21 protein-coding genes are annotated in these 23,323 nt (G+C 67.2%); 12 read left to right on the top strand and 9 right to left on the bottom strand.

Translation table 11 applies throughout. From position 1 onward, the window contains the following. Positions 1-81 precede the first annotated feature (81 nt). The 9 genes from V7S63_RS01255 (at position 82) to lexA (ending at position 7,037) form a co-directional block, all read left to right on the top strand. A complete protein-coding gene (locus V7S63_RS01255; RefSeq protein ID WP_091828758.1) occupies positions 82-498 on the top strand; it encodes a DoxX family protein in 417 nt (138 codons plus the stop codon). 31 nt (positions 499-529) lie between these two features. Then, complete coding sequence (locus V7S63_RS01250; protein WP_336528932.1) at positions 530-1,081, top strand: SRPBCC family protein; 552 nt, start codon at positions 530-532, stop codon at positions 1,079-1,081. Between the two features lie 54 nt (positions 1,082-1,135). Beyond that, the gene (locus V7S63_RS01245) at positions 1,136-1,672 is read left to right on the top strand and encodes a DUF1579 domain-containing protein (RefSeq protein ID WP_199777381.1); all 537 of its coding nucleotides are present in this window, start codon (positions 1,136-1,138) and stop codon (positions 1,670-1,672) included. A gap of 134 nt (positions 1,673-1,806) precedes the next feature. Further along, a complete protein-coding gene (locus V7S63_RS01240; protein ID WP_336528931.1) occupies positions 1,807-2,424 on the top strand; it encodes an anthranilate synthase component II in 618 nt (205 codons plus the stop codon). A 14-nt stretch (positions 2,425-2,438) separates the two neighbouring features. Next, entirely contained in the window at positions 2,439-3,452 is a 1,014-nt protein-coding gene (trpD, locus tag V7S63_RS01235) for an anthranilate phosphoribosyltransferase (protein ID WP_336528930.1), read from the top strand. Between the two features lie 8 nt (positions 3,453-3,460). Next, positions 3,461-4,273: an indole-3-glycerol phosphate synthase TrpC gene (gene trpC / locus V7S63_RS01230; RefSeq protein WP_091828752.1), complete on the top strand. Its 813-nt coding sequence runs from the start codon at positions 3,461-3,463 to the stop codon at positions 4,271-4,273. Next, positions 4,270-4,752: a cyclic pyranopterin monophosphate synthase MoaC gene (gene moaC, locus V7S63_RS01225; RefSeq protein WP_336528929.1), complete on the top strand. Its 483-nt coding sequence runs from the start codon at positions 4,270-4,272 to the stop codon at positions 4,750-4,752. Before trpC ends, moaC begins: the two co-directional genes overlap by 4 nt. Positions 4,753-4,754: 2 nt before the next feature. Then, a complete protein-coding gene (locus V7S63_RS01220) occupies positions 4,755-5,966 on the top strand; it encodes a molybdopterin molybdotransferase MoeA (RefSeq protein WP_336528928.1) in 1,212 nt (403 codons plus the stop codon). Positions 5,967-6,299: 333 nt separating this feature from the next. Continuing rightward, positions 6,300-7,037, top strand: a complete 738-nt coding sequence (lexA, locus tag V7S63_RS01215; RefSeq protein WP_091828745.1) for a transcriptional repressor LexA — start codon at positions 6,300-6,302, stop codon at positions 7,035-7,037. Here lexA and V7S63_RS01210 read toward each other — a convergent pair. Continuing rightward, positions 7,031-9,250 carry a ComEC/Rec2 family competence protein gene (locus tag V7S63_RS01210; RefSeq protein ID WP_336528927.1) on the bottom strand — a complete coding sequence of 740 codons (2,220 nt, stop codon included), beginning with the start codon at positions 9,248-9,250 and terminating at the stop codon, positions 7,031-7,033. The genes lexA and V7S63_RS01210 overlap by 7 nt on opposite strands. A 115-nt stretch (positions 9,251-9,365) precedes the next feature. On the opposite strand from V7S63_RS01210, the gene gltX reads away from it, so the two are divergent. The 3 genes from gltX to V7S63_RS01195 all read left to right on the top strand — a co-directional run bounded on the left by gltX (position 9,366) and on the right by V7S63_RS01195 (position 13,574). Next, positions 9,366-10,880 carry a glutamate--tRNA ligase gene (gene gltX / locus V7S63_RS01205; RefSeq protein ID WP_442896396.1) on the top strand — a complete coding sequence of 505 codons (1,515 nt, stop codon included), beginning with the start codon at positions 9,366-9,368 and terminating at the stop codon, positions 10,878-10,880. Positions 10,881-11,148: 268 nt separating this feature from the next. Beyond that, the gene (gene gltA, locus V7S63_RS01200; RefSeq protein ID WP_091828742.1) at positions 11,149-12,438 is read left to right on the top strand and encodes a citrate synthase; all 1,290 of its coding nucleotides are present in this window, start codon (positions 11,149-11,151) and stop codon (positions 12,436-12,438) included. 149 nt (positions 12,439-12,587) lie between these two features. Further along, the gene (locus V7S63_RS01195) at positions 12,588-13,574 is read left to right on the top strand and encodes a Bug family tripartite tricarboxylate transporter substrate binding protein (protein WP_091828741.1); all 987 of its coding nucleotides are present in this window, start codon (positions 12,588-12,590) and stop codon (positions 13,572-13,574) included. A gap of 7 nt (positions 13,575-13,581) precedes the next feature. Here the strand turns inward: V7S63_RS01195 and lpxB are convergent, their stop codons facing one another. From lpxB to dxr, 8 genes are all read right to left on the bottom strand, one after another. Further along, the gene (gene lpxB, locus V7S63_RS01190; RefSeq protein WP_336528925.1) at positions 13,582-14,757 is read right to left on the bottom strand and encodes a lipid-A-disaccharide synthase; all 1,176 of its coding nucleotides are present in this window, start codon (positions 14,755-14,757) and stop codon (positions 13,582-13,584) included. Continuing rightward, entirely contained in the window at positions 14,754-15,623 is an 870-nt protein-coding gene (locus V7S63_RS01185) for an LpxI family protein (protein ID WP_336528924.1), read from the bottom strand. Before V7S63_RS01185 ends, lpxB begins: the two co-directional genes overlap by 4 nt. Continuing rightward, positions 15,620-16,429, bottom strand: a complete 810-nt coding sequence (lpxA, locus tag V7S63_RS01180; protein ID WP_336528923.1) for an acyl-ACP--UDP-N-acetylglucosamine O-acyltransferase — start codon at positions 16,427-16,429, stop codon at positions 15,620-15,622. Before lpxA ends, V7S63_RS01185 begins: the two co-directional genes overlap by 4 nt. Before the next feature lie 53 nt (positions 16,430-16,482). After that, positions 16,483-16,941, bottom strand: coding sequence for a 3-hydroxyacyl-ACP dehydratase FabZ (gene fabZ / locus V7S63_RS01175; RefSeq protein WP_091828735.1), 459 nt, complete (start codon positions 16,939-16,941; stop codon positions 16,483-16,485). Positions 16,942-17,031: 90 nt separating this feature from the next. After that, the gene (gene lpxD, locus V7S63_RS01170; RefSeq protein WP_336528922.1) at positions 17,032-18,096 is read right to left on the bottom strand and encodes a UDP-3-O-(3-hydroxymyristoyl)glucosamine N-acyltransferase; all 1,065 of its coding nucleotides are present in this window, start codon (positions 18,094-18,096) and stop codon (positions 17,032-17,034) included. Between the two features lie 38 nt (positions 18,097-18,134). Then, complete coding sequence (gene bamA / locus V7S63_RS01165; RefSeq protein ID WP_442896395.1) at positions 18,135-20,666, bottom strand: outer membrane protein assembly factor BamA; 2,532 nt, start codon at positions 20,664-20,666, stop codon at positions 18,135-18,137. A gap of 301 nt (positions 20,667-20,967) precedes the next feature. Next, positions 20,968-22,116: an RIP metalloprotease RseP gene (gene rseP / locus V7S63_RS01160; RefSeq protein WP_336528920.1), complete on the bottom strand. Its 1,149-nt coding sequence runs from the start codon at positions 22,114-22,116 to the stop codon at positions 20,968-20,970. 22 nt (positions 22,117-22,138) lie between these two features. After that, entirely contained in the window at positions 22,139-23,320 is a 1,182-nt protein-coding gene (gene dxr, locus V7S63_RS01155; protein WP_336528919.1) for a 1-deoxy-D-xylulose-5-phosphate reductoisomerase, read from the bottom strand. Positions 23,321-23,323: the final 3 nt, after the last annotated feature.

The raw sequence follows: 23,323 nt of genomic DNA, 5'->3' as shown, positions 1-23,323 counted from the left end.
ACCGGATACGCCGGCCCCGAACCTCGGACGAAACCTGCCCGCACATCCGGGCCGGCGGAGCCCTATCAAATCGGAGCTTCCATGCAGTCCACCACCCTGCCCACCACGCCCGCCGGACAGCTCTGGACCGGGCGCATCATGAGCGGCATCATCGTCGCCTTTCTGATCTTCGACGGCGGCATCAAGCTGGCGCCACTCGCCATCGTCACCGAGACGATGCAGCAGCTTGGCTATTCCGGCTCGCAGGAGCTGGCGCGCGGGCTCGGCTTGATGACGCTCGTCATCGCGCTGCTGTATGCGCTGCCGCGCACGTCGGTGCTCGGGGCCATCCTGCTGACCGGCCTGCTCGGCGGCGCCATGGCGACGCATCTGCGCGTCGGCAGCCCGCTCTTCAGCCATCTCCTCTTCGGCCTCTATCTCGGCCTCTTGGCCTGGGGCGGCCTTTACCTGCGCGATCCGCGGCTGCGCCGCCTGATCCCCGTCCGTCTCGGCGCCTGACCCGCGAACCCACCCCACACAGGAGAGTGCCATGCTTACCTATCTCGCCATCGCCGTGCTCGCCCTTGTCGCCGGCCTCCTCATTGTCGCCGCACGCAAGCCCGATCTCTTCGAGGTCAGCCGTTCCGCGACGATCCGGGCGACGCCCGAGCGTATCTTCGCCCTGCTCTCGGACTTCCGGAAATGGGGCGCCTGGTCGCCCTACGAGAAGAAGGATCCAGCGATGAAGCGCAGCTTCAAGGGCGAGACCTCCGGCGTCGGCGCCGTCTACGCCTTCGACGGCAACAAGCAGGCCGGCACCGGCGAACTTGCGATCGTCGAGGTCCAGGCGCCGACCAAGCTCGCCATCACGCTCGACATGACCAAGCCCATGGCCTGCCACAACCTGATCACATTCAGCCTCACCCCGGCAGAGGGCGGCACGCTGGTGACCTGGCACATGCAGGGCGCCTGCCCGTTCATGGGCAAGGTCATGGGCACGATCTTCAACATGGACCGCATGGTCGGCGGCGATTTCGAGAAGGGCCTCGCCGCGCTCAAGCAGGCCACGGAGCGCCCGCAGCTGGTTGCTGCCGCCGCCTGACCACGGCGCATTCGACTGTCCACCCCAGAGAAGCAAAGCCAAGGAGGAAGAACCATGAGCAACGCAGCAGAACTCGACAAGCCGCAGGCCGGCGACCTTTCCGGCTGCATGCCATCCAAGCCCCAGGCGGAGCATGACTGGCTCCTCCAGCTCATCGGCGAATGGACCTATGAGAGCGAATGCATGATGGGTCCGGACCAGCCTCCGATGAAATCGACCGGCACGCAGTCCTACTCGTCGATCGGCGAGCTCTGGCTCGTCGGCGACGGCACCGGCTGCATGCCCGATGGCAGCCCGGCGAAGACCCGGATCACGCTCGGCTACGATCCGCTCAAGGAACGCTATGTCGGCTCCTTCATCGGCTCGATGATGAGCGGTCAATGGGTCTACTCCGGCACGCGCAGCGCCGATGGCACAGTGCTGACCCTCGACACCGAAGGCCCCGACTTCACCAAGCCCGGCCAGACGGCGGCCTATCAGGACATCGTCGAGGTCAAGAGCCCGGACCATCACATCCTGTCCTCGCGCGCCAAGGGCGAGGATGGCCAGTGGGTCCAGTTCATGACGGCGCATTATCGCCGAGTGAAATAACCTCGTTCGTCGATACCGACGACAATCGTTCGAGGGCGCGGAGCGAGCAGCTTCGCGCCCTCGCGCTTGACCGGCACGAGCGTTCGGGGGCATGTGCAAGCCTTAAGAAACTGGGTGGGGACGGCCCCAAGACGATGCGCATCCTGCTGATCGACAATTACGACAGCTTTACCTGGAACCTGGTCCACCTGATCGGTGGGCTTGGGGCGGAGGTCGACGTGCACCGCAACGACACGCTCTCGGTCAATGACGCCCTCGCCGGCGACCATGACGCGATCGTGCTCTCGCCCGGCCCCTGCACACCGAACGAGGCCGGCATCTGCCTCGATCTCGTACGCGAGGGCGCCGACAGGAAGCCGATCTTCGGCGTCTGCCTTGGCTTGCAGACGATCGGCCAGGTCTTCGGCGGCGAAGTGGTGCGCGCGCCTTTGCCGATGCACGGCAAGGTCTCGACCATCACCCACCGCGCGCGAGGCCTGTTCCACGGCATCAACGGGCCGCTAGAGGCGACGCGCTATCACTCGCTCGTCGTCCGCCGCGAGACCTGCCCGACCGAGCTCTCCATCGAGGCCGAATCCGGCGACGGCATGATCATGGCGCTGTCGCATCGCGACCTGCCCGTCCACGGCGTGCAGTTCCATCCCGAGAGCATCGCCTCGGAGCATGGCGCGACGATCCTGCGCAATTTCCTCGATCTCGCCGAGCGATGGTCGCGCCAGAACGCCAAAGCCGCCCTTTCCGCGACAGCCTGATCGATCGAGTTCCCATGGACGACTTCAAACCCTTCATCGCCAAAGTCGCGACCGGCGCCTCGCTGTCGCGCGAGGAAGCCCGCGACGCCTTCGAATCGATGCTCTCCGGCGAGGTGACAAACGCGCAGGCGGCCGCCTTCCTGATGGCGCTGCGCGTGCGCGGCGAGACCACCGAGGAGATCGCCGGCGCCGTCACCGCCATGCGCGCCCGCATGCTCACCGTCGAGGCGCCGGCCGACGCGATCGACATCGTCGGCACCGGCGGCGACGCATCCGGTTCCTACAATGTCTCGACGCTCGCCTCGATCATCGTCGCGGCCTGCGGCGTCCCGGTCGCCAAGCATGGCAACCGCGCGGCCTCCTCGCGCTCCGGCGCCGCCGACGTGCTGACCGCGCTGGGCGTCAAGGTCGGGCTGGAGGCGGCCGGCACCGAGCGCTGCATCGCGCAGGCCGGCGTGGGCTTCATGTTCGCACCGACCCACCACGCCTCGATGCGCCATGTCGCGCCGGTGCGCACCGAGCTCGGCACCCGCACCATCTTCAATCTGGTCGGCCCGCTCTCGAACCCGGCCGGCGTCAAGCAGCAGCTCATCGGCGCCTTCTCCGAGACCTGGCTCGAGCCGATGGTCAAGGTGCTGCAATCGCTGGGCTCGCATACCGTCTGGGCGGTCCACGGCTCCGACGGCCTCGACGAGATCACCACCACCGGCCCGACCCGCGTCGTCGCGCTGAAGGACGGCAAGATCGAGAGCTTCAATATCGCGCCCGAGGATGTCGGTATTCCGCGTGCAAAGCCCGAGGATCTGCGCGGCGGCGAGCCGGCGCAGAATGCGCAGGCGCTGCAGGAGGTGCTCGGCGGTGCGAAGAGCGCCTTCCGCGACATCGCCGCTTTCAATGCCGCCGCCGCGCTCGTCGTCGCCGGCAAGGCGGCTACGCTCGGCGAAGGGCTGGCGCAGGCCTATGCGGTGCTGGACAATGGCAAGGCCAAGGCCGCGCTCGCAGCCCTCGTCGCCAGTTCCAATGCGTGAGGCCATCCATGTCCGATATTCTCAGGCGGATCGAGGCCTATAAGCGCGAGGAGATCGCGGCTGCTCGGCTGGCGATTCCTCAGGCCGAAATCGAGAAGCGCGCAGCGGCTGAGCCCGTGCCGCGTGACTTCGTCGGTGCGCTCGAAGCCAAGCACCGCGCCGGCGGCCCGGCCCTGATCGCCGAGATCAAGAAGGCCTCGCCCTCCAAGGGGCTGATCCGCCCCGATTTCGACCCGCCCGCGCTGGCCAAGGCTTATGCCGCAGGCGGTGCCGCGTGCCTCTCGGTGCTGACCGACATGCCCTCGTTCCAGGGCCGGCCGGAATATCTTGGCGAAGCGCGCGCCGCCTCAGGCCTGCCTGGTCTGCGCAAGGACTTCATGTTCGAGCCCTACCAAGTCTTCGAGGCGCGCAGCTGGGGTGCCGACTGCATCCTGATCATCATGGCCTCGCTCGACGATGCCGCCGCGCGCGAGCTCGTCGCGACGGCGAAAGCGCTTGGCATGGCCGCGCTCGCCGAAGTTCATGACGAAACCGAGCTGGAGCGCGCCTTGAAGCTCGACACCCGGCTCGTCGGCATCAACAACCGCGATCTGCGCAGCTTCGAGCTCAACCTCGCCGTCACCGAGCGGCTGGCGCCGCGCGTGCCCAAGGATCGCCTGCTGGTCGGCGAGAGCGGTATCTTCACGCATGACGACATCGCCCGTCTGCAGGCCTGCGGCGTCAACACCTTCCTGGTCGGCGAAAGCCTGATGCGCCAGGCGGACGTGGCGGCCGCGACCCGCCAGCTTCTGACCGGCAAGACTGCCGAGGCGGCGGCGTGAGCCGCCTCACCCATCTCGACCAGAAGGGCGAGGCCCATATGGTCGATGTCGGCGACAAGGCCGAGACTGTCCGCACAGCGATCGCCGAAGGCCATGTGGTGATGCAAGCCGAGACCCTGGCGATCGTCCGCGACGGCGAGGCCAAGAAGGGCGATGTGCTCGGCACCGCCCGCCTCGCCGGCATCATGGCGGCCAAGCGCGCCCATGAACTGATCCCGCTTTGCCACCCGCTGCTGCTCAGCAAGATTTCCGTGGACCTGTCGATCGACGAAACCCTGCCGGGCGTGCGCGTCCGCGCCGAGGTCAAGCTGACCGGCAAGACCGGAGTCGAGATGGAGGCGCTGACCGCCGTCAGCGTCGCCTGCCTCACTGTCTACGACATGGTGAAGGCGGTCGATCGCGCCATGCATATCGAAGGCGTCCGACTCGTGCATAAATCCGGCGGGAAGTCCGGAACCTACGAGATCGCAGGACCATAGGCATGAGCCTCACCCCCGTCCCGGTCGCGCTCAAGGCGCTGCTCGACAGCGTGCCCGGCCCGACGCCGGCGCAGACGCTGGCGCTGGCGCACTGCGCCGGCCGGGTGCTGGCTGAGGACGTCGCGGCGCTCAGGACCCAGCCGCCCTTCGCCAATTCGGCCATGGATGGCTACGCCGCCCGCGCCACCGATCTCACCCTGGGCAAAGAGCTCAAGGTCGTCGGCGAATCCGCCGCCGGCCGCGGCTTTTCCGGCCAGGTCGGGCCCGGCGAGACGGTACGCATCTTCACCGGCGCGCCGATCCCCGACGGTGCCGATGCGATCCTGATCCAGGAGCATGCCGAGGGCGTCGGCGGCCAGGTCATCCGCGTCGTCAAGCCAGCGGGCAAGGGCCAGTTCATCCGCCCGGCCGGGCTGGATTTTCAGACTGGCGAGATTCTGCTCAAGGCCGGTCGTCGCCTCGATAGCGCTGCGCTCGGTCTGGCCGCCGCTGCCGGCCACCCGACGCTTTCGGTCCGCCGCAAGCCGCTGGTCGCGATCCTCGCCACCGGCGACGAACTCGTCCTGCCGGGCGAGCCGGTCGGCCCCGACCAGATCGTCGCCTCGAACAGCTTCGCTCTCGCCGCGCTGATCGAGGAGGCCCGCGGCACGGCGCTCGATCTCGGCATCGCCCGCGACAACCACCCCAATCTGGCCGCCAAGATCGAGGCGGCGCGCGCCGCCGGCGCCGATGTCCTGATCACCCTCGGCGGTGCTTCCGTCGGCGAGCACGATCTCGTCCAGGCGGCCCTGAAGGCGCAGGGCATGGCGCTCGGTTTCTGGAAGATCGCAATGCGCCCGGGCAAGCCGATGATGATGGGCCGCCTCGGCCCGATGGTCGCGCTTGGCCTGCCCGGCAACCCGGTCTCCTCGATCGTCTGCGGCCATCTCTTTGCCATGCCGCTGGTCGAGGCGCTGCTCGGCATCGCCGATCCCGAGCGCGACCGCAGCGAGCCCGCCACTCTGGCCGTCGACCTGCCGGCCAATGACGAGCGCCAGGACTATCTGCGTGCCACCACCGAGATCATTGAGGGCGAGCGACGGGTCAGGCCCTTCGCCAAGCAGGATTCCTCGATGCTGGCGAACCTGTCGCGGGCCGAGGCGCTGGTGATCCGCCCGGCTTTCGCCGAGCCTGCCAAGGCCGGCGATCCCTGCCGCGTCATCCGGCTGCGCTAGAGCATTTTCGAGCGAAGTGGACACCGGTTCGCGTGAAGAAAATGCGATAAAGCGAAGACCTAAAGCAATTCCGCGGTTCGGAGAATTGCGGAGTTGCTTTAGTCAACTCTCCCGCTCTCAGGTTGTCATCCCGGACAAGCCGCGCAGCGGCGCCGATCCGGGATCCATTCCGGAACCTCTTTCGGGATCCCGGTCTCCATGCAGTCGCCCGGGACGGCATGTCTCAAATAGGATCAGTTCTCATCACAGCGCTCCCCTTGCGGAACACAAGGCGAACGCGTATGGTGTTCGTGCTTTGTTTCGATTCTAGCCCGAGAGGCGAGCGGCGCGACCATGCTGACACGCAAACAGTTTGAACTGCTTCGCTTCATCCAGGAGCGCCTGCGGGAATCCGGCGTGCCGCCCTCCTTCGACGAGATGAAGGATGCGCTCGATCTGCGTTCCAAATCCGGCATCCACCGGCTGATCATGGCGCTGGAGGAGCGCGGCTTCATTCGCCGGCTTCCGAACCGGGCACGTGCGCTCGAAGTCATCAAGATGCCGGACGGCATCGGCGGGCCGCAGGCACAGCGCGGCCGCTTCAGCCCCTCCGTTGTCCAGGGCGGCCTCGGTCAGACCCCGCCTTCCCCGACGCCGGCAGCCAATCTGACGAAGCCGCGACCATCGGCTGCGGAAGACAGCGGGCGCTCAACCGTCTCGATCCCGGTCATGGGCCGCATCGCCGCCGGCACGCCGATCTCGGCGATCCAGGACCGCAGCCACAGCGTCACGATGCCGGCCGACATGCTCGGCGGCGGCGAGCATTATGCCCTGGAAGTCCGCGGCGATTCGATGATCGAGGCCGGCATCCTCGACGGCGACACCGTCGTCATCCGCAAGCAGGACACCGCCAATACCGGCGACATCATCGTCGCCCTGATCGACGACGAGGAAGCGACGCTGAAGCGGTTGCGCAAGCGCGGCTCCTCGATCGCGCTCGAAGCCGCCAACCCGGCCTATGAGACGCGCGTGCTCGGGCCCGACCGGGTCAAGATCCAGGGCCGGCTCGTCAACCTGATGCGGCGCTACTGAATCGCCTCGGCATCCTGTGCCGGCTCCGCAGTTGCGGCTGCAGTTGCCGGAGCAGGCGCTGGTTCTGACGCCGGCTTCGGTTCCGGTCGCGCCCGGGTCCAGGGGCGCAGGCGCGTGACCTCGTCGGCCGTATAGGCGCGCCAGCCGCCGCGGGCCGCATGATACGCCGTCGCGCCGTCGCGCATGAGCGCGCTGCGGTCGATCAGGCGGGCTGCGCAAGGTGCTGTCCAGTAGAGCGACGTCACCACGAGATCGGCGCGCAGGCAGTCCTCGACCAAGGCGATCCGGTCGCGCGTATAGGCTACCGAGCGGCCATCCGGGAGGCGGATGACGCAGCCACGCGGATCGCAAGCGGCGCCATTGCGCAGCGCCGCATCGTCGGGCGCACGCGAATCGCCGTCGGCATGCAGCCATTGCGTGAGCACGAAGCGGCTCGGCTTGCCGGCCAGCACCATCTTGCCCTCCGGCCCCCGCACCAGCACACCCGAGCCGTCTCGCTCGATCAGGATGTCGGGCCGCGACGGGGCCGAGGCCAGCGCCAGCCCGCCGACCAAGGGCAGCGCGGCAAGGAAGCGCAGCGCCGTCGTCCACAAGGTCAGCCAGAGCAACGACAGCGAGAACAGGATCAGCGCGGTCGAGCCGAAAGCGGGCAGCACCACGGTGGAGCGGTCGATGCCGGCGACCCAATGGGCGAGCTGGAGTACATATCCGGAGGCCCAGCCCATCAGCGCCCAGGCCGGCCAGTCGAGTCCGAACGGATAGGCAAGCACGCCGAAGACCGCGGCGGGCATCACGATCAGCGAGACGAAGGGCAGCGCCAGCGCGTTGCCGAGCAGGCCGAACGGGTTGAAGGTCTGGAAATGGTAGACGCCATAGGGCGCCGTCGCCGCGGTCGCGACCATGGTGGTGGTCAGGATTCCCACGGCCGAGAGCCAGAGCGGGCGCAGCGGCCAGGGCCATGCGGCGGCGGCGGCATCGGGCGCCCGCTCCTGCCAGCGCTCGGCGAAGGCGATCAGCGCCGCGACCGCTCCGAACGACATCTGGAAGCTCGGCCCGAGCAGCGCCTCCGGCTCCCGCAGCAGCACGATGATCGCGGACAGAGCGAGGTTGCGCATGGAAAGCGCCGGCCGGTCGACCAGGATCGCCCCGAGCATGACCAGCGTCATGATCAGCGAGCGCTCGGTTGCGACATCGGCACCGGAGAAGATGCAATAGGCGGTGGCACCGAGCATGGCGACGAGCGCCGCGAGCTTCTTCACCGGCCAGTGCAGCGCCACCGTCTGCGACAGCGTGAGCAAGGCCCGCACCAGCCAGAAGATCGTGCCGGCAGCCAGCACCATGTGCAGGCCGGAGATCGAGACGATGTGGTAGATGCCGGCGGCGCGCAGGTCGTTGTTGGTCTGCTCGCTGATCAGCCCGCGCTTGCCGGTGACGAGGGCCGCCGCCATCGCTCCCGCCTGCCCGCCGCCACTGGTCGCGATGCGCTCGGTCAGCGCGTTACGGGCCTGGTCGATCGCGACCGCCAGGGCGAGCCGGCGCGGCATCGGCACGGGAGGCGGCGCGAGCGCGATCTTGCCGGCGATGTTGCCGACGGCGCCGACGCCCTGGAAGAACGCATCGCGGGCGAAGTCGTAACCGCCTGGGCGCGCCGGGCCTGGCGGCGGCAACAGGCGGGCGGTCGCGCTGATATGGTCGCCGGGCTTCAGCGTGGTCACCGGCGTGGTGACGCGCACCCGCCGAGGCCGCTGCCCGGGATCGACGCCCGGCAGGTCCGTGACCTGGATGACGATGCGCACGCCCTTCTCGCGCTGCTCCAGCGCCTCGACGAAGCCGGTGAGCTTGCCGACATGATTGCGGGCGAGCGCCGGCGCCGCGATGTTCGCCGTCCGCCAGGTCGCGGCCGTAAAGCCGGCAAAGGCCGCCGCGGTCGCGATGCAGATCGCCATGATGGCCCGCCGTTGCCGCATCAGCAGCGCGGCGAGCGCACACAGCACCAGCCCGGCCAGGGGCGCGGCCAGCCCTGGCTCGCGATCGGCCAGGAAATAGAGCAGCACGCCGGCCCCCATGCAGACCGGAAGCCAGTTGAACAGGCGGCGGCGCTCGATCTCGGCTTCGAACGCCTGGCGGAGGCGGCCGCCCCAATCGGGCAGGAAAGCAGATAATGGCTGGGAAAAATGGGCGCCGCGCCGCAAGCGCGCAGGCAGAGCCAGCACGCCCACCCTGCTACGGCGCTGTTCTGGCCCGTAGGAGAGCATCCATCCCCCGTCGCGGCCGCGCGATGATCGCGCCCCCTCCCCGCAGGAGGCTCTTAACGGCAGCCGGCAAGCCATGTTACAGCGGCGGCGCCGGATGTCAGCCCCGGCCGAGGCCCGTATCACGATCGCCCTCGCCTCACGCTTACCCGTTCCGCCGGAGCCTTCCTTCATGAGTGACACGGTCGTCACGCGCTTCGCGCCGTCGCCTACCGGATTCCTGCACATTGGCGGCGCCCGCACCGCGCTGTTCAACTGGCTCTATGCCCGCCGCCATGGCGGCAAGATGCTGCTGCGCATCGAGGACACCGACCGCGAACGTTCGACCGAGGGCGCAATCGCCGCGATCCTCGACGGCCTCGCCTGGCTCGGCCTCGATTGGGACGGGCAGACCGTCTATCAGTTCCAGCGCGCCGCCCGCCATCGCGAGGTCGCCGAACAGATGCTCGCCGCCGGCAAGGCCTATTACTGCTATGCGACGCCGCAGGAGCTCGATGCGGAGCGCGAAGCGGCACGCGCCGAGGGCAAGCAGTGGCGTTATGACGGACGCTGGCGCGACCGCGACCCGTCGACCGCGCCCGAAGGCGTCAAGCCGGTGATCCGCCTCAAGGCGGAGCAGACCGGTGAGACCGTAGTCGAGGACGAGGTCCAGGGCCGCGTCACCTGGCAGAACGAGAATCTCGACGATCTCGTCTTGCTGCGCTCGGACGGCAACCCGACCTACATGCTCGCCGTCGTCGTCGATGATCACGACATGGGCGTCACCCACATCATTCGCGGCTCGGACCACCTGACCAATGCCGCCCGCCAGACGCAGATCTACCAGGCGCTCGGCTGGACCGTGCCGAGCATGTCGCATATCCCGCTGATCCACGGGGCCGACGGCGCCAAGCTGTCGAAGCGGCATGGCGCGCTTGGCATCGAGGCCTATCGCTCGATGGGTTATCTGCCGATCGCACTGCGCAACTACCTGCTGCGCCTCGGCTGGAGCCATGGCGACCAGGAGATCTTCTCTCCCGAAGAGATGATCTCGCTGTTCAACCTCTCCTCGATCGGCCGCTCGCCGGCCCGCTTCGACTACGCCAAGCTCGAGAACCTCAACGGCCTCTATATGCGCGAGTCCGCCGATCACGAATTGATGACGGCGCTGAAGGCGATCTGGTCGGAAATCGGGCCGCCGCGCGGCATCGGCACCGAGCCGTCTCCCGAGCTGGAGGCCAAGCTGATGGCGGCGATGCCCGGCCTGAAGGAGCGCGCCAAGACGCTGATCGAGCTGATCGACAGCGCCTCCTATCTCTACGCCCAGCGCCCGCTGGCGCTCGAGCCCAAGGCGGCCGCCCTGCTCGACGAGGCTGCGCGCCAGCGTATGCCGAAACTGGCGCAAAAGCTCGCGGCGGTGGCGGATTGGGCGCCGCCGCCATTGGAGAGCGCGATCCGCGATTTCGCCGAGGAGAGCGGCGTCAAGCTCGGCCAGGTGGCGCAGCCCCTGCGCGCGGCGCTGACCGGCAAGACCACCTCGCCCGGCCTGTTCGACGTGATGGCGGTGCTCGGCCGCGACGAGGTGCTGGCGCGCCTCGCCGACGCGGCCTGACGCGTCGGAAAGGCTAATGACCGCTCGGTTGAACCCCTCGCGGAATTGGTCTAGCAACGCGCTGCGGACTGGCAGCTCCCGCTGCCGGTCCGGCATAAAAAATGCTTCAAAATCAGTTTGATGAACCCTGCCCGCCCGGACGTCCCGACATTCCCGTCATGGGGCCGTCATCGTGGGCCGTTCGGATGACGCCGGAACGCGACACGCAGCCGGTGCCCCCGTTCGACCGGGCACATGACTGAAGAACGAGCCTGAAAGGATCGGACCCATGAGCGGAAATACCAGCCAGTTGGCTGTCGAAGGCAAGACCGTCGACATGCCGGTCAAAGCGGGTTCGATCGGACCGTCGGTCATCGACATCAGCAAGCTCTACGGCCAGACCGGGATGTTCACCTACGACCCCGGCTTCACCTCGACCGCCAGCTGCGAGTCGCAGATCACCTATATCGATGGCGACGAGGGCGTCCTGCTCCATCGCGGCTACCCGATCGAACAGCTCGCCGAGCACGGCGACTTCCTCGAGACCTGCTATCTCCTGCTTTACGGCGAGCTGCCGACGGCGGCGCAGAAGGCTGACTTCGACTATCGCGTCACGCGCCATACTATGGTGCACGAGCAGATGGCCCGCTTCTTCCAGGGCTTCCGCCGCGATGCGCACCCGATGGCCGTGATGGTCGCCTCGGTCGGCGCCATGTCGGCGTTCTATCACGACTCGACCGACATTTCCGATCCGCAGCAGCGCATGATCGCTTCGATGCGGATGATCGCGAAGATGCCGACGCTGGCGGCAATGGCCTACAAGTACACGATCGGCCAGCCCTTCGTGTACCCGCTCAACTCGCTGGACTACACCTCGAACTTCCTGCGCATGTGCTTCGCCGTGCCGGCCGAGGACTACAAGGTCAATCCGGTTCTCTCGCGCGCGATGGACCGCATCTTCACCTTGCACGCAGACCATGAGCAGAACGCGTCGACCTCGACGGTCCGGCTCGCCGGCTCTTCCGGCGCGAACCCCTTCGCCTGCATCGCCGCCGGCGTCGCTTGCCTGTGGGGCCCTGCGCATGGCGGCGCCAACGAGGCGGCGTTGAAGATGCTCGAGGAGATCGGCAGCGTCGACAACATCCCGAAATACATCGCCAAGGCCAAGGACAAGAACGATCCGTTCCGCCTGATGGGCTTCGGTCACCGGGTCTACAAGAACTACGACCCGCGCGCCAAGATCATGCAGAAGACCACGCATGAGGTCCTGGCCGAGCTCGGCGTCAAGGACGATCCGCTGCTCGATGTCGCCATGGAGCTCGAGCGTATCGCCCTGCACGACGAGTACTTCGTCGAGAAGAAGCTCTATCCCAACATCGACTTCTATTCGGGCATCACCCTCAAGGCGATGGGCTTCCCGACATCCATGTTCACCGTGCTGTTCGCGCTCGCGCGCACCGTCGGCTGGATCGCGCAGTGGAAGGAGATGATCGAGGATCCGTCCCAGCGCATCGGCCGCCCGCGTCAGCTCTACACCGGCTCGCCCAAGCGCGATTACACGCCGATCGGCCGTCGCTGATCAGCGACACGCGCAACGCTGGAATAATAAGGGCCGCGACGGAACCCCGTCGCGGCCTTTATTGTTTCCCGAGATTGATGCATCCAATGCAGATGACGGTTGCACGCAGAGCGCTACAGTCGCCGACCCACAATGGAGTGTCCTCGCCCATGTCGAAAACCGAAGGTCTCAGCCGCCGCGGCTTCCTGGCCGGTGCATCGGCCCTGCCTCTTGCCGGCACCGCCTTCGCCCAGGCCCCATTCCCGACGCGGCCGATCTCGCTGATCGTCCCCTTCGCCGCCGGCGGCTCGACCGACATCGTCGCGCGCCTTGTCGGCCAGAAGATGGGCGAACTGCTCGGCCAGTCGATCGTGATCGACAACCGCGCCGGCGCCGGCGGCAATATCGGCTCGACCGCGGTCGCCCGTGCCACGCCCGACGGCTACACCCTGCTTCTCGGCACGATCTCGACCCATGCGTTGAACCCGGCGATCCTGAAGACCGTCACCTTCGACGCGGTCAAGGATTTCACACCGATCTCGCTGCTCGCCGTGGTGCCCAACGTCATGGTCGTGCATCCGAGCTTCCCGGCCAAGACCGTGCCGGAGGTGCTGAAGCTACTGAAGGACAATCCGGGCAAATACTCGTATGCCTCGTCCGGCGTCGGCACGCCGCTGCATCTCTCCGGCGAGCTGTTCAAGTCGCTCGGCGGCGTCAGCATGAACCATGTGCCCTATCGCGGTGCCGGCCCGGCACTGAACGACGTCGTCTCCGGCGCCGTGCCGATCATGTTCGACAACCTGCCCTCCTCGGCCCAGTTCATCCGCAGCGGCCAGTTGCGCGCCATCGGCGTCACCACCAAGGAGCGCGTCTCGTCCTTCCCCGACCTGCCGACCATCGCCGAGGGCGGCCTCGCCGGCTACGAGACCTATACCTGGAACGCGCTGTTCGGCCCGGCCAACATGCCGCGCCCGGTCGTCGACAAGATCAACACAGCCGCCAACGACTCGCTCAAGGACGCCAATGTGAAGCAGCGCCTGGAAGACGTCAGCGCGGTGATCGTCGGCTCGACGCCGGAGGCGCTGGGCGAGCACGTGAAGGCCGAGCTGGCGAAATGGGCGCCGATCGCCAAGGCGTCTGGCGCCGTGGTCGAGTAGTCGGCTGTCAGCCGCCTGTCGGCTGACGAACAAGGGCGAGCGCCGCGCTGACGGCGTTCGCCGCCGGGCTCGGGCCGGCGCTGCGCATATTCTGCTCGACGTTCGCGAAGCCATCGAGCTGGCGCTGGCGTGCCGGGCCTTCAGCGATCGCGGCGAGAAGCGCCCCTGCCAGGGCCTGCGGCGAAGCCTCGTCCTGGATGAATTCCGGTACCACGCTCTCGCCGATAATCAGATTCGGCAGGATCACGCTCGGCAGCTTGATCAGGCGCCGCGCCAGCGCGGCCTCCCAGGCCGCGCCGCGATAGGCCGCGACCGTCGGCACCTGCGCCAATGCCAGTTCGAGCGTCACGGTCCCGGAGGCCGCCAAGGCCGCTCTCGCTTTGCGAAAGGCTGCGAGCTTGGCCGTCTCGCCCGTCACGATCTCCGGCTTGACCCGCCAATCGGCGGTGAGCTGCGTGATCGCTTCGACCAGACGCGGCACGGCGGGCAGTACGAAGCGAGCCTGCGGCAGCCGCTCTGCTACGAGTGCGACCGCCTCGCCGAAGGGCGGCAGCAGATGCCGGATCTCCGAACGCCGGCTGCCTGGCAGGATCAGGATTGTCGGAGCGTCCAGATCGTCGCGGCGTATGGCTTCGTCCGTCCCCGGGCGATACTCTTGCAACCGCTCGATCAAGGGATGGCCGACATAGACGGTTTCCGGCCCGCCAAGCCGCTCGAGCGCGGCGGGTTCGAACGGCAAGAGCGCCAGGATCCGGTCGACATGCGGCCTCATCCGCTTGGCCCGGCCCTGCCGCCAGGCCCAGACGCTCGGGCAGACCCAGTGCGCGATCGGCACGGCGGGAGCGACCCGCCTGACCTTTCTCGCGACGCGCAGGCTGAAATCGGGCGCATCGATGGTGAGCAGCAGATCGGGCTCGAAGGCGGCTGCGGCGCGCGCGGCGTCCGCCATCCGGCGCAACAGCAGCGGCAGGCGCGCCACCACCGGGCCAAAGCCCATTACGGCGATATCTTCCTGCGGAAAGGCGCTATGCAGCCCCTCCGCGATCAGGGCCTCGCCGCCGACGCCCGAAAGCTTGAGCGATCGCTCGCCCAGGACGTCGCGCAGCCGTGCCACGAAACGCGCGCCCAGCGCATCGCCAGAGGCTTCGCCGGCCACGACGAACAGCCTGAACGGGCGGGTCACGCCACGCCCTCGATGAACAGGCCCGAGGCATCCGCCAGCGTCGCCAGGCGCTCGCGATCGCCGATCAGCACGCTGCTGGCCTTGACCGCAATGCCGGCCAGGCCGGCGGCGGCGACGCGCGCCACCGTCTCCGGGCCGATCGCCGGCATGTCGACTCTGAGGTCTTGCCCGAGCTTGGGCGCCTTGATCAGCACCCCGTCGCCCTTGCCAGGCTTGAGGCGCCCCGCCTGAACCAGACCAGCGACGCGCTCGATCATCGCATCGGTTCCTTCCGCCGCCTCGACCGCGACGACGCGATGGTCGGCGATGATCGCCGCCTGCCCGATGTCGAAGGGCGAGAGCACCGCCAGCAGGTTGAAGCCGGTCGCAATCGCCTCGCGCGCGACGGCAGATGGCTTGTGGCGCCCGAGCGCTCCAACCGGCGCGACGAGATCGGGCGCGAGATCGGCCGGCCCGACGACACGCAGCCCCTGGCCTTCGAAGAACGAGACGACGCCGCGCAGCAGATGGTCGTCGCCGCCCTGAAAGGCGCGGGCAAAATGCGGCAGATATTTCAGCGTTGACAGTTCCGGCGCGAGCGAGCCGAAGCTCGGCCGCGGCAAGGCGCCGACCATGACGATCTCGTCGATCTGGCGGCGCTTGATCTCGTCGAGGAAGCGCCCGAGCTGACCCAGGCGGTACTCCCTGGCATCGTAGGCGGCATAGTCGGCCGGATCGCCCGCACCGGTGAGCACGGCGACATAGACGCTGGCGCCCTGCGCCACGGCCGCGCCCGCAACCCGTACCGGATAGTCACCACGACCGGCCAGGAGGGCGATACGCCGCCCCTGCGGCCGTCCTGCCGCATCGGCCGCCTTTGTGCTCACCGCTCGGGCGCGTTCACGTCGCGCGGCACGGAAATGCCCCGATCGCCGCCGGCGCGGATGAAGTCGAGGATCTCGTGGATCAGCGGATGCTCGGCGAACTCGGCAGCGACGTCTTCGACCCGCTCCGAGAGCGTGCCTTCATCGGCGAAGAGCAGGCGATACGCCCGGCGAAGCTCGTGGATCTGCTCGCGCGAGAAGCCACGGCGCTTGAGGCCGACGAGATTGAGCCCGGCGAGATGGGCCGGATTGTCGCGCACCATCCCGAACGGGATGACGTCGAGCAGGACACCCGAGCCGCCGCCGATGAAGGCGTGATCGCCGATCCGGACGAACTGCTGCAGCCCGGTGCCGCCACTGACGATGACGAAATCGCCGACCGTGACGTGCCCGGCGCACATGACGTTGTTCGAGAAGATGACGTTGTTGCCGATCACGCTGTCATGACCGACATGCGAATTGGCCAGGAACAGGCCGCGATCGCCGATGACGGTCTTCATGCCGCCGCCCTCGGTGCCCGGATTCATCGTCACGCCTTCGCGGATCACGCAATCGGCGCCGATCGTCAGCGTCGACAGCTCGCCCTTGTACTTCAGATCCTGCGGCGGATGGCCGATCGAGGCGAAGGGATAGATCTTGGTGCGCGGCCCGATGGTGGTGCGGCCGGCGACGACGACATGGCTGATCAGCTCGACGCCGTCGCCAAGGGCGACATCGGGACCGACCGTGCAGAACGGGCCGATCTTGACGCCGGCCCCGAGCTTGGCGGACGGGTCGACGATCGCCATCGGATGGATCGAGGTGCTCATGGCAAAATCCTGCGGCTGGTCGGAAGCGGGAGCGTGCATCGCGGTCCCCCCGCTCACACGACCATGGCCGACAGCTCGGCCTCGGCGACAAGCACGCCGTCGACCCTGGCCTCGCCGCGGTAGAACCAGATGTTGCGCTTGTGCGCCAGCTTGGTCAGGTGGAAGCGCAGCGTATCGCCCGGAATGACGGGCTTGCGGAACTTCGCCTTGTCGATCGTCGTGAACAGCACGGTCGTGACCGCGAGATCATCACTGCCGCGCGCGCTGACGACGAGCACGCCCGCCGTCTGCGCCATCGCCTCGATCATCAATACGCCGGGGAAGACTGGGCGGCCAGGGAAATGCCCGGTGAACTGGGGTTCGTTGAACGTGACGTTCTTGATGCCGACGCCGGACGCGTCCCCGTCGATCTCGACGACCTTGTCGACCAGCAGGAACGGATAGCGATGCGGGATGCAGGCCATGATCTTCTGGATATCGGCCACGCCGAGCGCTTTGGTCGCATCCGTCATCGTGTCGTTTCTCCTCGAACGCCCTGCGCCCCGCGCTAAAAGCACGTCACCTGTCATGCAAAGCTGCTTTTGCCGGAAGTCGGCGTGAGATCAAGCGTTTTCGCCGCCGCTCGGCCCTTTGCCGCGCTTGGCCACGAGTTGCTTGAGCAAGGCAGCCTCGCGCGCCCAGCTCAATGCCGGCTGCGCCGGATAGCCGCCATACCGCGCCCCGCGCGGGACGTCGCCGGCAACACCGCTCTGGGCCGCGATCTGCGCGCCCATGCCGATGGTCAGGTGGCCCGCCAGTCCGACCTGCCCGCCGAGCACGGCAAAATCCTCGAGCGTGCTGGACCCGGCCATGCCGACCTGGGCGCAGATCACGCAATGGCGCCCGACCACGCAGTTATGGCCGATCTGCACGAGGTTATCGATCTTGCTGCCCTCGCCGATCACCGTGTCACGGCTGGCGCCGCGGTCGATCGTCGTGTTGGCGCCGATCTCGACGTCGTCCTGGATGATGACGCGGCCGACCTGCGGCACCTTCATGTGCCCTTTCGGGCTCATGGCGAAGCCGAAGCCGTCCTGACCGATCCGTGCGCCGGGATGGATGATGACGCGGTTGCCGATCAAGGCCGCCTGCAGCGCCACGCCGGCGCCGACCGAGCATTGCCGCCCGATCCGGACCTGAGGGCCGATGACGGCGCCCGGGCCGATCACCGAGCCGGCGCCGATCTCCGCGCCCGGGCCGATCACCGCGCCGGGATCGACCGTGACATCGGCTTCGAGCCGTGCCGTCGCATGCACGAAGGCACCGGGAGCGACACCGGCCGAGCCGAACATCGAGCCCGGCCGCAGCGCCTGCGGATGGAAGGTCGACAGCAGCTTGGCGAAGACATGGTAGGGCGTCGGCGTGACCAGCGCGACGGTGCCGGCCGGCACCCGCTCGGCGAAACGCTGGGAGACGAAGCAGAGCCCGGCCGCTGTCGCGCTCAGCGCCGCGACATATTTCGGGTTGTCCATATAGGCAGCATCGCTGCCACCCGCCGTTTCGAGCGGCGCGATGCCCTCGATCCGGCGCTCGGGATCGACGCCTTCGGGCAAGGCGACACCCGACAAGGCAGCGACCTCGCTGAAGGACAGCGAGGTCGCAATCGGAAAGAAGTTGGGATCTGCCATAAATTGATCCGTTGCAGGGCGCGGAAGCGCCCCGCCGGTCAGAAGCGGGCGCCGCCCGAGAAGCGGAAAGCCTGGGTGCGGTCGCCGCCGTACTTGGCAGTGATGCCAGTGCGCGGATCGGTTCCGATCTGACCATCATCCTTCGACAGCGCGTAGGCGTAGTCGAAGCGGATCGGGCCAAGCGGCGACTGCCAGAGCAAGCTCACGCCAATCGACGAGCGGATGACGTTCTTGTCACGCACGCAAGCGATGTTGTTCTGGTAGACCGAGTTGGTCGACACGTTGAACTGACGCCCCTCCGAACCGGCCGGGCAGCCCAGGAAAGCTCCGTTGGTGATGCTCTTCGAGCCGCCGTCATAGTTGAACAGCGTGCCGGCATCGGCGAAGATCGCACCCTTCAGGCCGAGATCGCGCGGCAGACCGAAGATCGGGAACTGAACCTCGAGCGAGCCACCGAAATAGGTAGTGCCACCGAGTGCGTTCGCGGTCGGGTCGTTCGAGACGTCGCGGGGGCCAATACCGGACGGCGCGAAGCCACGCACCAGTGTCGGTCCGAGGAAGTAGTGGTCGATCATGCGCAGATCGCCGCTGGTCGCCTGGACGTGGCCGCCCTGGATGCGAGCGATACCGACGAAGTCCTCGAGGAACTCCCTGTAGTAGCGGGCATCGGCGCTGACGCGCAGGAACTTCGAGTCGCCACCGACACCCGCGAACTCCGGCTTGATCTCGGCAACGAAGCCATTGCGCGGGTTCTGGTAGTTGTCGAGCGAGTTGTAGTTGAAGTTCAGGCCGACCAGCGAGGTCAGGGTCGAGCCCTGAGCCTCCTTGACCGCGACTGTCGCTTCGCCGTTCGTCAAGCAGTTGAAACCGTTCACAGAAGCCGCTGAGGCGCCCGTCGTCCCGGGGGTAACCCCTTCGAGCGGGATGGAACAGTCGTTATACGGCTTCGCAGCGGTGTTCGGGATCTTGATCTCGGTCGTGTAGATCGAATAGCGCGGCGTGATCGAGAACTCCTCCGTGATCGGGAAGGAGAAGCGGACTTGGCCGCCGGTCACCCGGCTCTCGAAATAGCCGATATTGGTATTGTCGTTGAACTTCGAGAAGAGATCGAAGCCCGCCGCGATCCGATGGCCGAGGAAATACGGCTCGGTGAACGAGAAGTCGACACCCTGGGTGCGCTGGCCCAGCGTGCCGGCGATGCGGACGAACTGGCCGCGACCGAGGAAGTTCGACTCCGAGAGCGAGACTTCGCCGATGATGCCGTCCGAGGTCGAGTAGCCGCCGGCGATCGAGAACGAGCCGGTCGGCTTGTCCTCGACGTCGATGTTGACGATCACGCGATCGGGCGCGCTGCCCGGCTCGTTGGTGATGCGGACCTTGTTGAAGAAGCCGAGATTGTTCAGGCGACGCTCGGCGCGGTCGACGAAGACCTTGTTGTAGGCGTCGCCTTCGCCGAGATCGAGCTCGCGGCGAACGACATAGTCACGGGTCCGGGTGTTGCCGCGCACGTTGATGCGCTCGACATAGACCCGCGGACCTTCCTCGACGACATAGGTGATGCCGATCTGCTGACCGGCCGCGTCACGCTCGCCGCGCGGGCGGACCTGCGCGAAGGCATAGCCGCGCTTGGCCACCTCGGTGGTCAAGGTGACCAGCGAGCGCTCGACGGCTTCGGCGTTGTATGTGTCACCGGCAGAGGTGTTGACCAGAGACTGCAGCGCAGCCGGATCGACGTCGCGCAGACGGGAATCGACCGCGACATTGCCGACCTTGTACTGCGGGCCTTCATCGACGGTGACGTCGACGACCCAGCCGCCGGCCGCATCGTCGAAACGCGCATCGCTCGAGACGATGCGGAAGTCGGCATAGCCGTTCTTCAGGTAATAGCGGCGAATCAGCTCGAGATCGGAATTGATCCGATCGGGATCATAGACGTCGGAGGTCTTGATCCAGCTCAGGAAATTCGACTCGGTCGAGGTCATCAAGCCACGCAGGCGCGACGACGAATAGACGCCATTGCCGCTGAAATTGATCGACTTGATGCCGGTCTTGCCGCTTTCAGAGATGGTGAAGACCACGTCCGAGCGGCCATTCGGCAGCGGCTGGATGCGGCCGCTGATCGTGGCGAGGCCATAGCCGGCGCGGCGATAGACTTCCTTGAGGCGCTCGACGTCCGCATCGATGAGCTGCTGGCTCAGCGGACCACGCGCCTTGGACTGGACCTGACCCAGCAGCACCTCGCCCTTGAGGCGACGGTTGCCCTCGAAGGCGACGCGATTGATCGTGTCGTTCTCCTGGACGGAGACGACGGTCTGCGCCCCGCGGCGGCTGACCTGAACGTTGGAGAACAGGCCCGTCGCCATGAGACTCTGGCGAATCTCCTGCGGGCTGCCCGATCCCTGACCTGTCGCATAGGAGCGGATCGTCTCCGCATCGACACGACGGTTGCCTTGGACAATCACGGACTGCGCGAACACCACGCCGCCGCTGACGGCCACCATGACGGCCGCAAGTCCGACTGATCGAGAGAGCCGCATGCGCAAGGACCGGCTCTGAAGCGTCGACGTCATCGGGTCGCCTATTCCATTCTTTGGGTCACCTCCCCGCGAACGGGGAACCCCGCTACGGGCGAGGTTCGGTGACATTGAAGACCAAACGCTTCTACAAAGTTTCCCGCGGGGTGCAAACCGCCATTGTCGTTAACAAAAGATTTTTGCGGGGGTCGTTGCTGGTAGGTCACGCGCGCGGGCCGAAAAACCGCCCCAGCCTGCGAAAACAGGCCATAAAAAGCCACAATCCATCGCTTCAGGCGGCCTTGGCCGGCAATCGCGTCAGCCCCGTGCAAGCTGGTTTGCACGAGGCTGACGGGGCTCACAGCAATGAGCGGACGTGGACGAGGTCGTTCCAGGTCACGAACAGCATCAGCATCAGGACGAGCCCGAGTCCGAGCCGGAATCCGAGTTCCTGCGCGCGCTCGCTAAGCGGTTTTCCCCGCAGCGCCTCGATCGCATAGAACAGCAGGTGCCCGCCATCGAGCATCGGCACCGGGAACAGGTTCATCAGCCCGATCGAGACCGAAAGCAGCGCCGCCAGGTTGATCAGCGCCAGGAGCCCGCCGCTGGAAGCGACCATGCCCGAGACCTGGGCAATACGGATCGGCCCCGACAATTGATCGGTCGATTCCTTCCCCTTGATCAGCTTGGCGATGTAGTCATAGGTCCGCTCGACCACGAACCAGGTCTCGCTCATGCCGAGCAGCACGGATTGGCCGAGGCTGAAATGCTGCGTCGTCCAGTCCTCGGGTTTGGCCGAAGCCTGGACCCCGATGATCCCCAGCCGTTGCTTGCCCAGTGGCGACGAGGTCTCGACCAGATCGGGCGTCACCGAGAGGACGACCGCGGCGCCGCCCCGCTCGACCGTCACCGGAAAGGTCTCGCCCGGGCGGATCGAGATCGCCCGCTGCAGATCGGCGAAGCTCTTCACCTCGCGGCCATCGACCAGCTGGATCAGATCGCCCGACTGAAGGCCGGCGCGCGCCGCGGCTCCACCCACCGTGACCGCATCGACGCGCGGCGCCAGCACCGGTTTGCCGACGAAATAGGCTGTCCCGCCGAAGATCAGGATGGCGAGCAGGAAATTGGCGATCGGCCCCGCGGCGACGATCGCCGCCCGCTCCGCGATCGACTGCGCCGGGAAGGTACGCTCATGTTCCTCGCGGCTCATGGTCGCAAGCGAATCCGATGTGGTCGAGCTGGTGGCGTCGGCGTCACCCGAGAATTTGACGTAGCCGCCGAGCGGGATCATCGCGAAGCGCCAGCGCGTGCCGTGCCGGTCGTTGAAACCGAACAGTTCGCGGCCGAATCCGATCGAGAAGGTCTTCACATCGACGCCGCACCAGCGCCCGACCAGGAAATGGCCGAGCTCGTGCACGAACACGACGAGGGTGAGCACGAACAGGAACGGCAGCAGATAGCCCAGCAGAAAGCTCGCCGCGTGCCAGACCGATCCGACGATATCCATAAAACTCTCCGGGTTTCCGCCACTAAGTGACAGTGAAGCGGCCCCCGGACAAGAGCGAGCGGGTCCGGTTTCTCGCATCGTGGTCAACGGCGAGCGCCTCCGTGACATCGGAAGGCGGCGACAGGAAGGCACCCGCCATCTGCTCGCAGACGGCCTCGACCAGAGCCGGAATGGCAGGAAAAGCAATGCGTCGCTCGAGGAAGGCCTCGACGGCGATCTCGTTGGCGGCGTTCAGCACGGCCGGCATGGCGCCCCCTTCCGCAAGGGCCGCGATGGCGAGGCGTAATGCCGGGAAGCGGGCGAGATCGGCACGCTCGAAAGCCAGCGGGCCGGCCGCGACCAGATCGAGGAAACGGCTTGGCGGCGCATCGAGCCTGCCATCGACACCGAGGCAATGGGCCGCCGCGACGCGCATGTCCGGCACGGCCATGCCGGCGCTGACAGAGCCGTCTCGGAAGGTGACGAGCCCGTGCACGATCTGCTGCGGATGGACCAGCACGTCGAGCTGGTCAGCGCCCAACCCGAACAGGAAGGAGGCCTCGATCAGCTCCAGCCCCTTGTTCATCATGCTGGCCGAATCGATCGTGATCTTGGCGCCCATCGCGTAGTTCGGATGAGCCAGCGCCTGCTCGGGCGTGGCGGCTGCGATCTTCTCCGCCGGCCAGGTCCGGAACGGCCCGCCCGAGGCAGTCAGCGTCATCGTGCGGATGGCCGAGATCGGCTCGGCCCCCAGCACCTGGAACAGGGCATTGTGCTCGGAATCGAGCGGCAGGATGCGGGCGCCGACGGCGCTTGCCCGCGCCATCACCGCGGCACCGGCGCAGACCAGGCTCTCCTTGTTGGCGAGCGCGACGACCCGGCCCGGCGTCAGCGCCGCAAAGGTCGCCTCCAGCCCGGCCGCCCCCGAGATGGCGCTGACCACGATGTCGCTATCGAGCGAAACCGCCTCGAGCACCGCCTCACGGCCGGCGCCATGACGGATGCCGCTGCCGGCCAGCGCTGCGGCGAGCGCCGCGGCCTGCCCTTCATCCGCGATCGCGGCGAAGCTCGCACCGGTCTCGCGGGCGATCCGCGCCAGCCCGGCCGCATCCCGGCCGGCGACCAGCGCAGCGATCCGCAGCCGCCCCGGATTCTCGGCAATGACGGCGCGCGTCGAGCGGCCGATGGAGCCGGTCGCCCCCAATATCGTGACTGTGCGAGGCATCTG

This window comes from Allobosea sp. CCNWLY174 (genome assembly GCF_037120455.1).
GTDB classification, from domain to species: domain Bacteria; phylum Pseudomonadota; class Alphaproteobacteria; order Rhizobiales; family Beijerinckiaceae; genus Allobosea; species Allobosea lupini.
The sequence above is the reverse complement of the archived record's forward strand: the minus strand, read 5'-3'. Positions and strand labels throughout refer to the sequence as shown.

What these genes read in the sequence shown, in the direction of transcription:
- V7S63_RS01255 (WP_091828758.1), top strand. Translation starts at nt 82, where the DNA reads ATGCAGTCCACCACCCTGCCCACCACGCCCGCCGGACAGCTCTGGACC.
- V7S63_RS01250 (WP_336528932.1), top strand. Translation starts at nt 530, where the DNA reads ATGCTTACCTATCTCGCCATCGCCGTGCTCGCCCTTGTCGCCGGCCTC.
- V7S63_RS01245 (WP_199777381.1), top strand. Translation starts at nt 1,136, where the DNA reads ATGAGCAACGCAGCAGAACTCGACAAGCCGCAGGCCGGCGACCTTTCC.
- V7S63_RS01240 (WP_336528931.1), top strand. Translation starts at nt 1,807, where the DNA reads ATGCGCATCCTGCTGATCGACAATTACGACAGCTTTACCTGGAACCTG.
- trpD (WP_336528930.1), top strand. Translation starts at nt 2,439, where the DNA reads ATGGACGACTTCAAACCCTTCATCGCCAAAGTCGCGACCGGCGCCTCG.
- trpC (WP_091828752.1), top strand. Translation starts at nt 3,461, where the DNA reads ATGTCCGATATTCTCAGGCGGATCGAGGCCTATAAGCGCGAGGAGATC.
- V7S63_RS01220 (WP_336528928.1), top strand. Translation starts at nt 4,755, where the DNA reads ATGAGCCTCACCCCCGTCCCGGTCGCGCTCAAGGCGCTGCTCGACAGC.
- lexA (WP_091828745.1), top strand. Translation starts at nt 6,300, where the DNA reads ATGCTGACACGCAAACAGTTTGAACTGCTTCGCTTCATCCAGGAGCGC.
- gltX (WP_442896396.1), top strand. Translation starts at nt 9,366, where the DNA reads ATGTTACAGCGGCGGCGCCGGATGTCAGCCCCGGCCGAGGCCCGTATC.
- gltA (WP_091828742.1), top strand. Translation starts at nt 11,149, where the DNA reads ATGAGCGGAAATACCAGCCAGTTGGCTGTCGAAGGCAAGACCGTCGAC.
- V7S63_RS01195 (WP_091828741.1), top strand. Translation starts at nt 12,588, where the DNA reads ATGTCGAAAACCGAAGGTCTCAGCCGCCGCGGCTTCCTGGCCGGTGCA.
- lpxA (WP_336528923.1), bottom strand. Translation starts at nt 16,429, where the DNA reads ATGAGCACCTCGATCCATCCGATGGCGATCGTCGACCCGTCCGCCAAG.
- fabZ (WP_091828735.1), bottom strand. Translation starts at nt 16,941, where the DNA reads ATGACGGATGCGACCAAAGCGCTCGGCGTGGCCGATATCCAGAAGATC.
- lpxD (WP_336528922.1), bottom strand. Translation starts at nt 18,096, where the DNA reads ATGGCAGATCCCAACTTCTTTCCGATTGCGACCTCGCTGTCCTTCAGC.
- bamA (WP_442896395.1), bottom strand. Translation starts at nt 20,666, where the DNA reads ATGACGTCGACGCTTCAGAGCCGGTCCTTGCGCATGCGGCTCTCTCGA.
- rseP (WP_336528920.1), bottom strand. Translation starts at nt 22,116, where the DNA reads ATGGATATCGTCGGATCGGTCTGGCACGCGGCGAGCTTTCTGCTGGGC.
- dxr (WP_336528919.1), bottom strand. Translation starts at nt 23,320, where the DNA reads ATGCCTCGCACAGTCACGATATTGGGGGCGACCGGCTCCATCGGCCGC.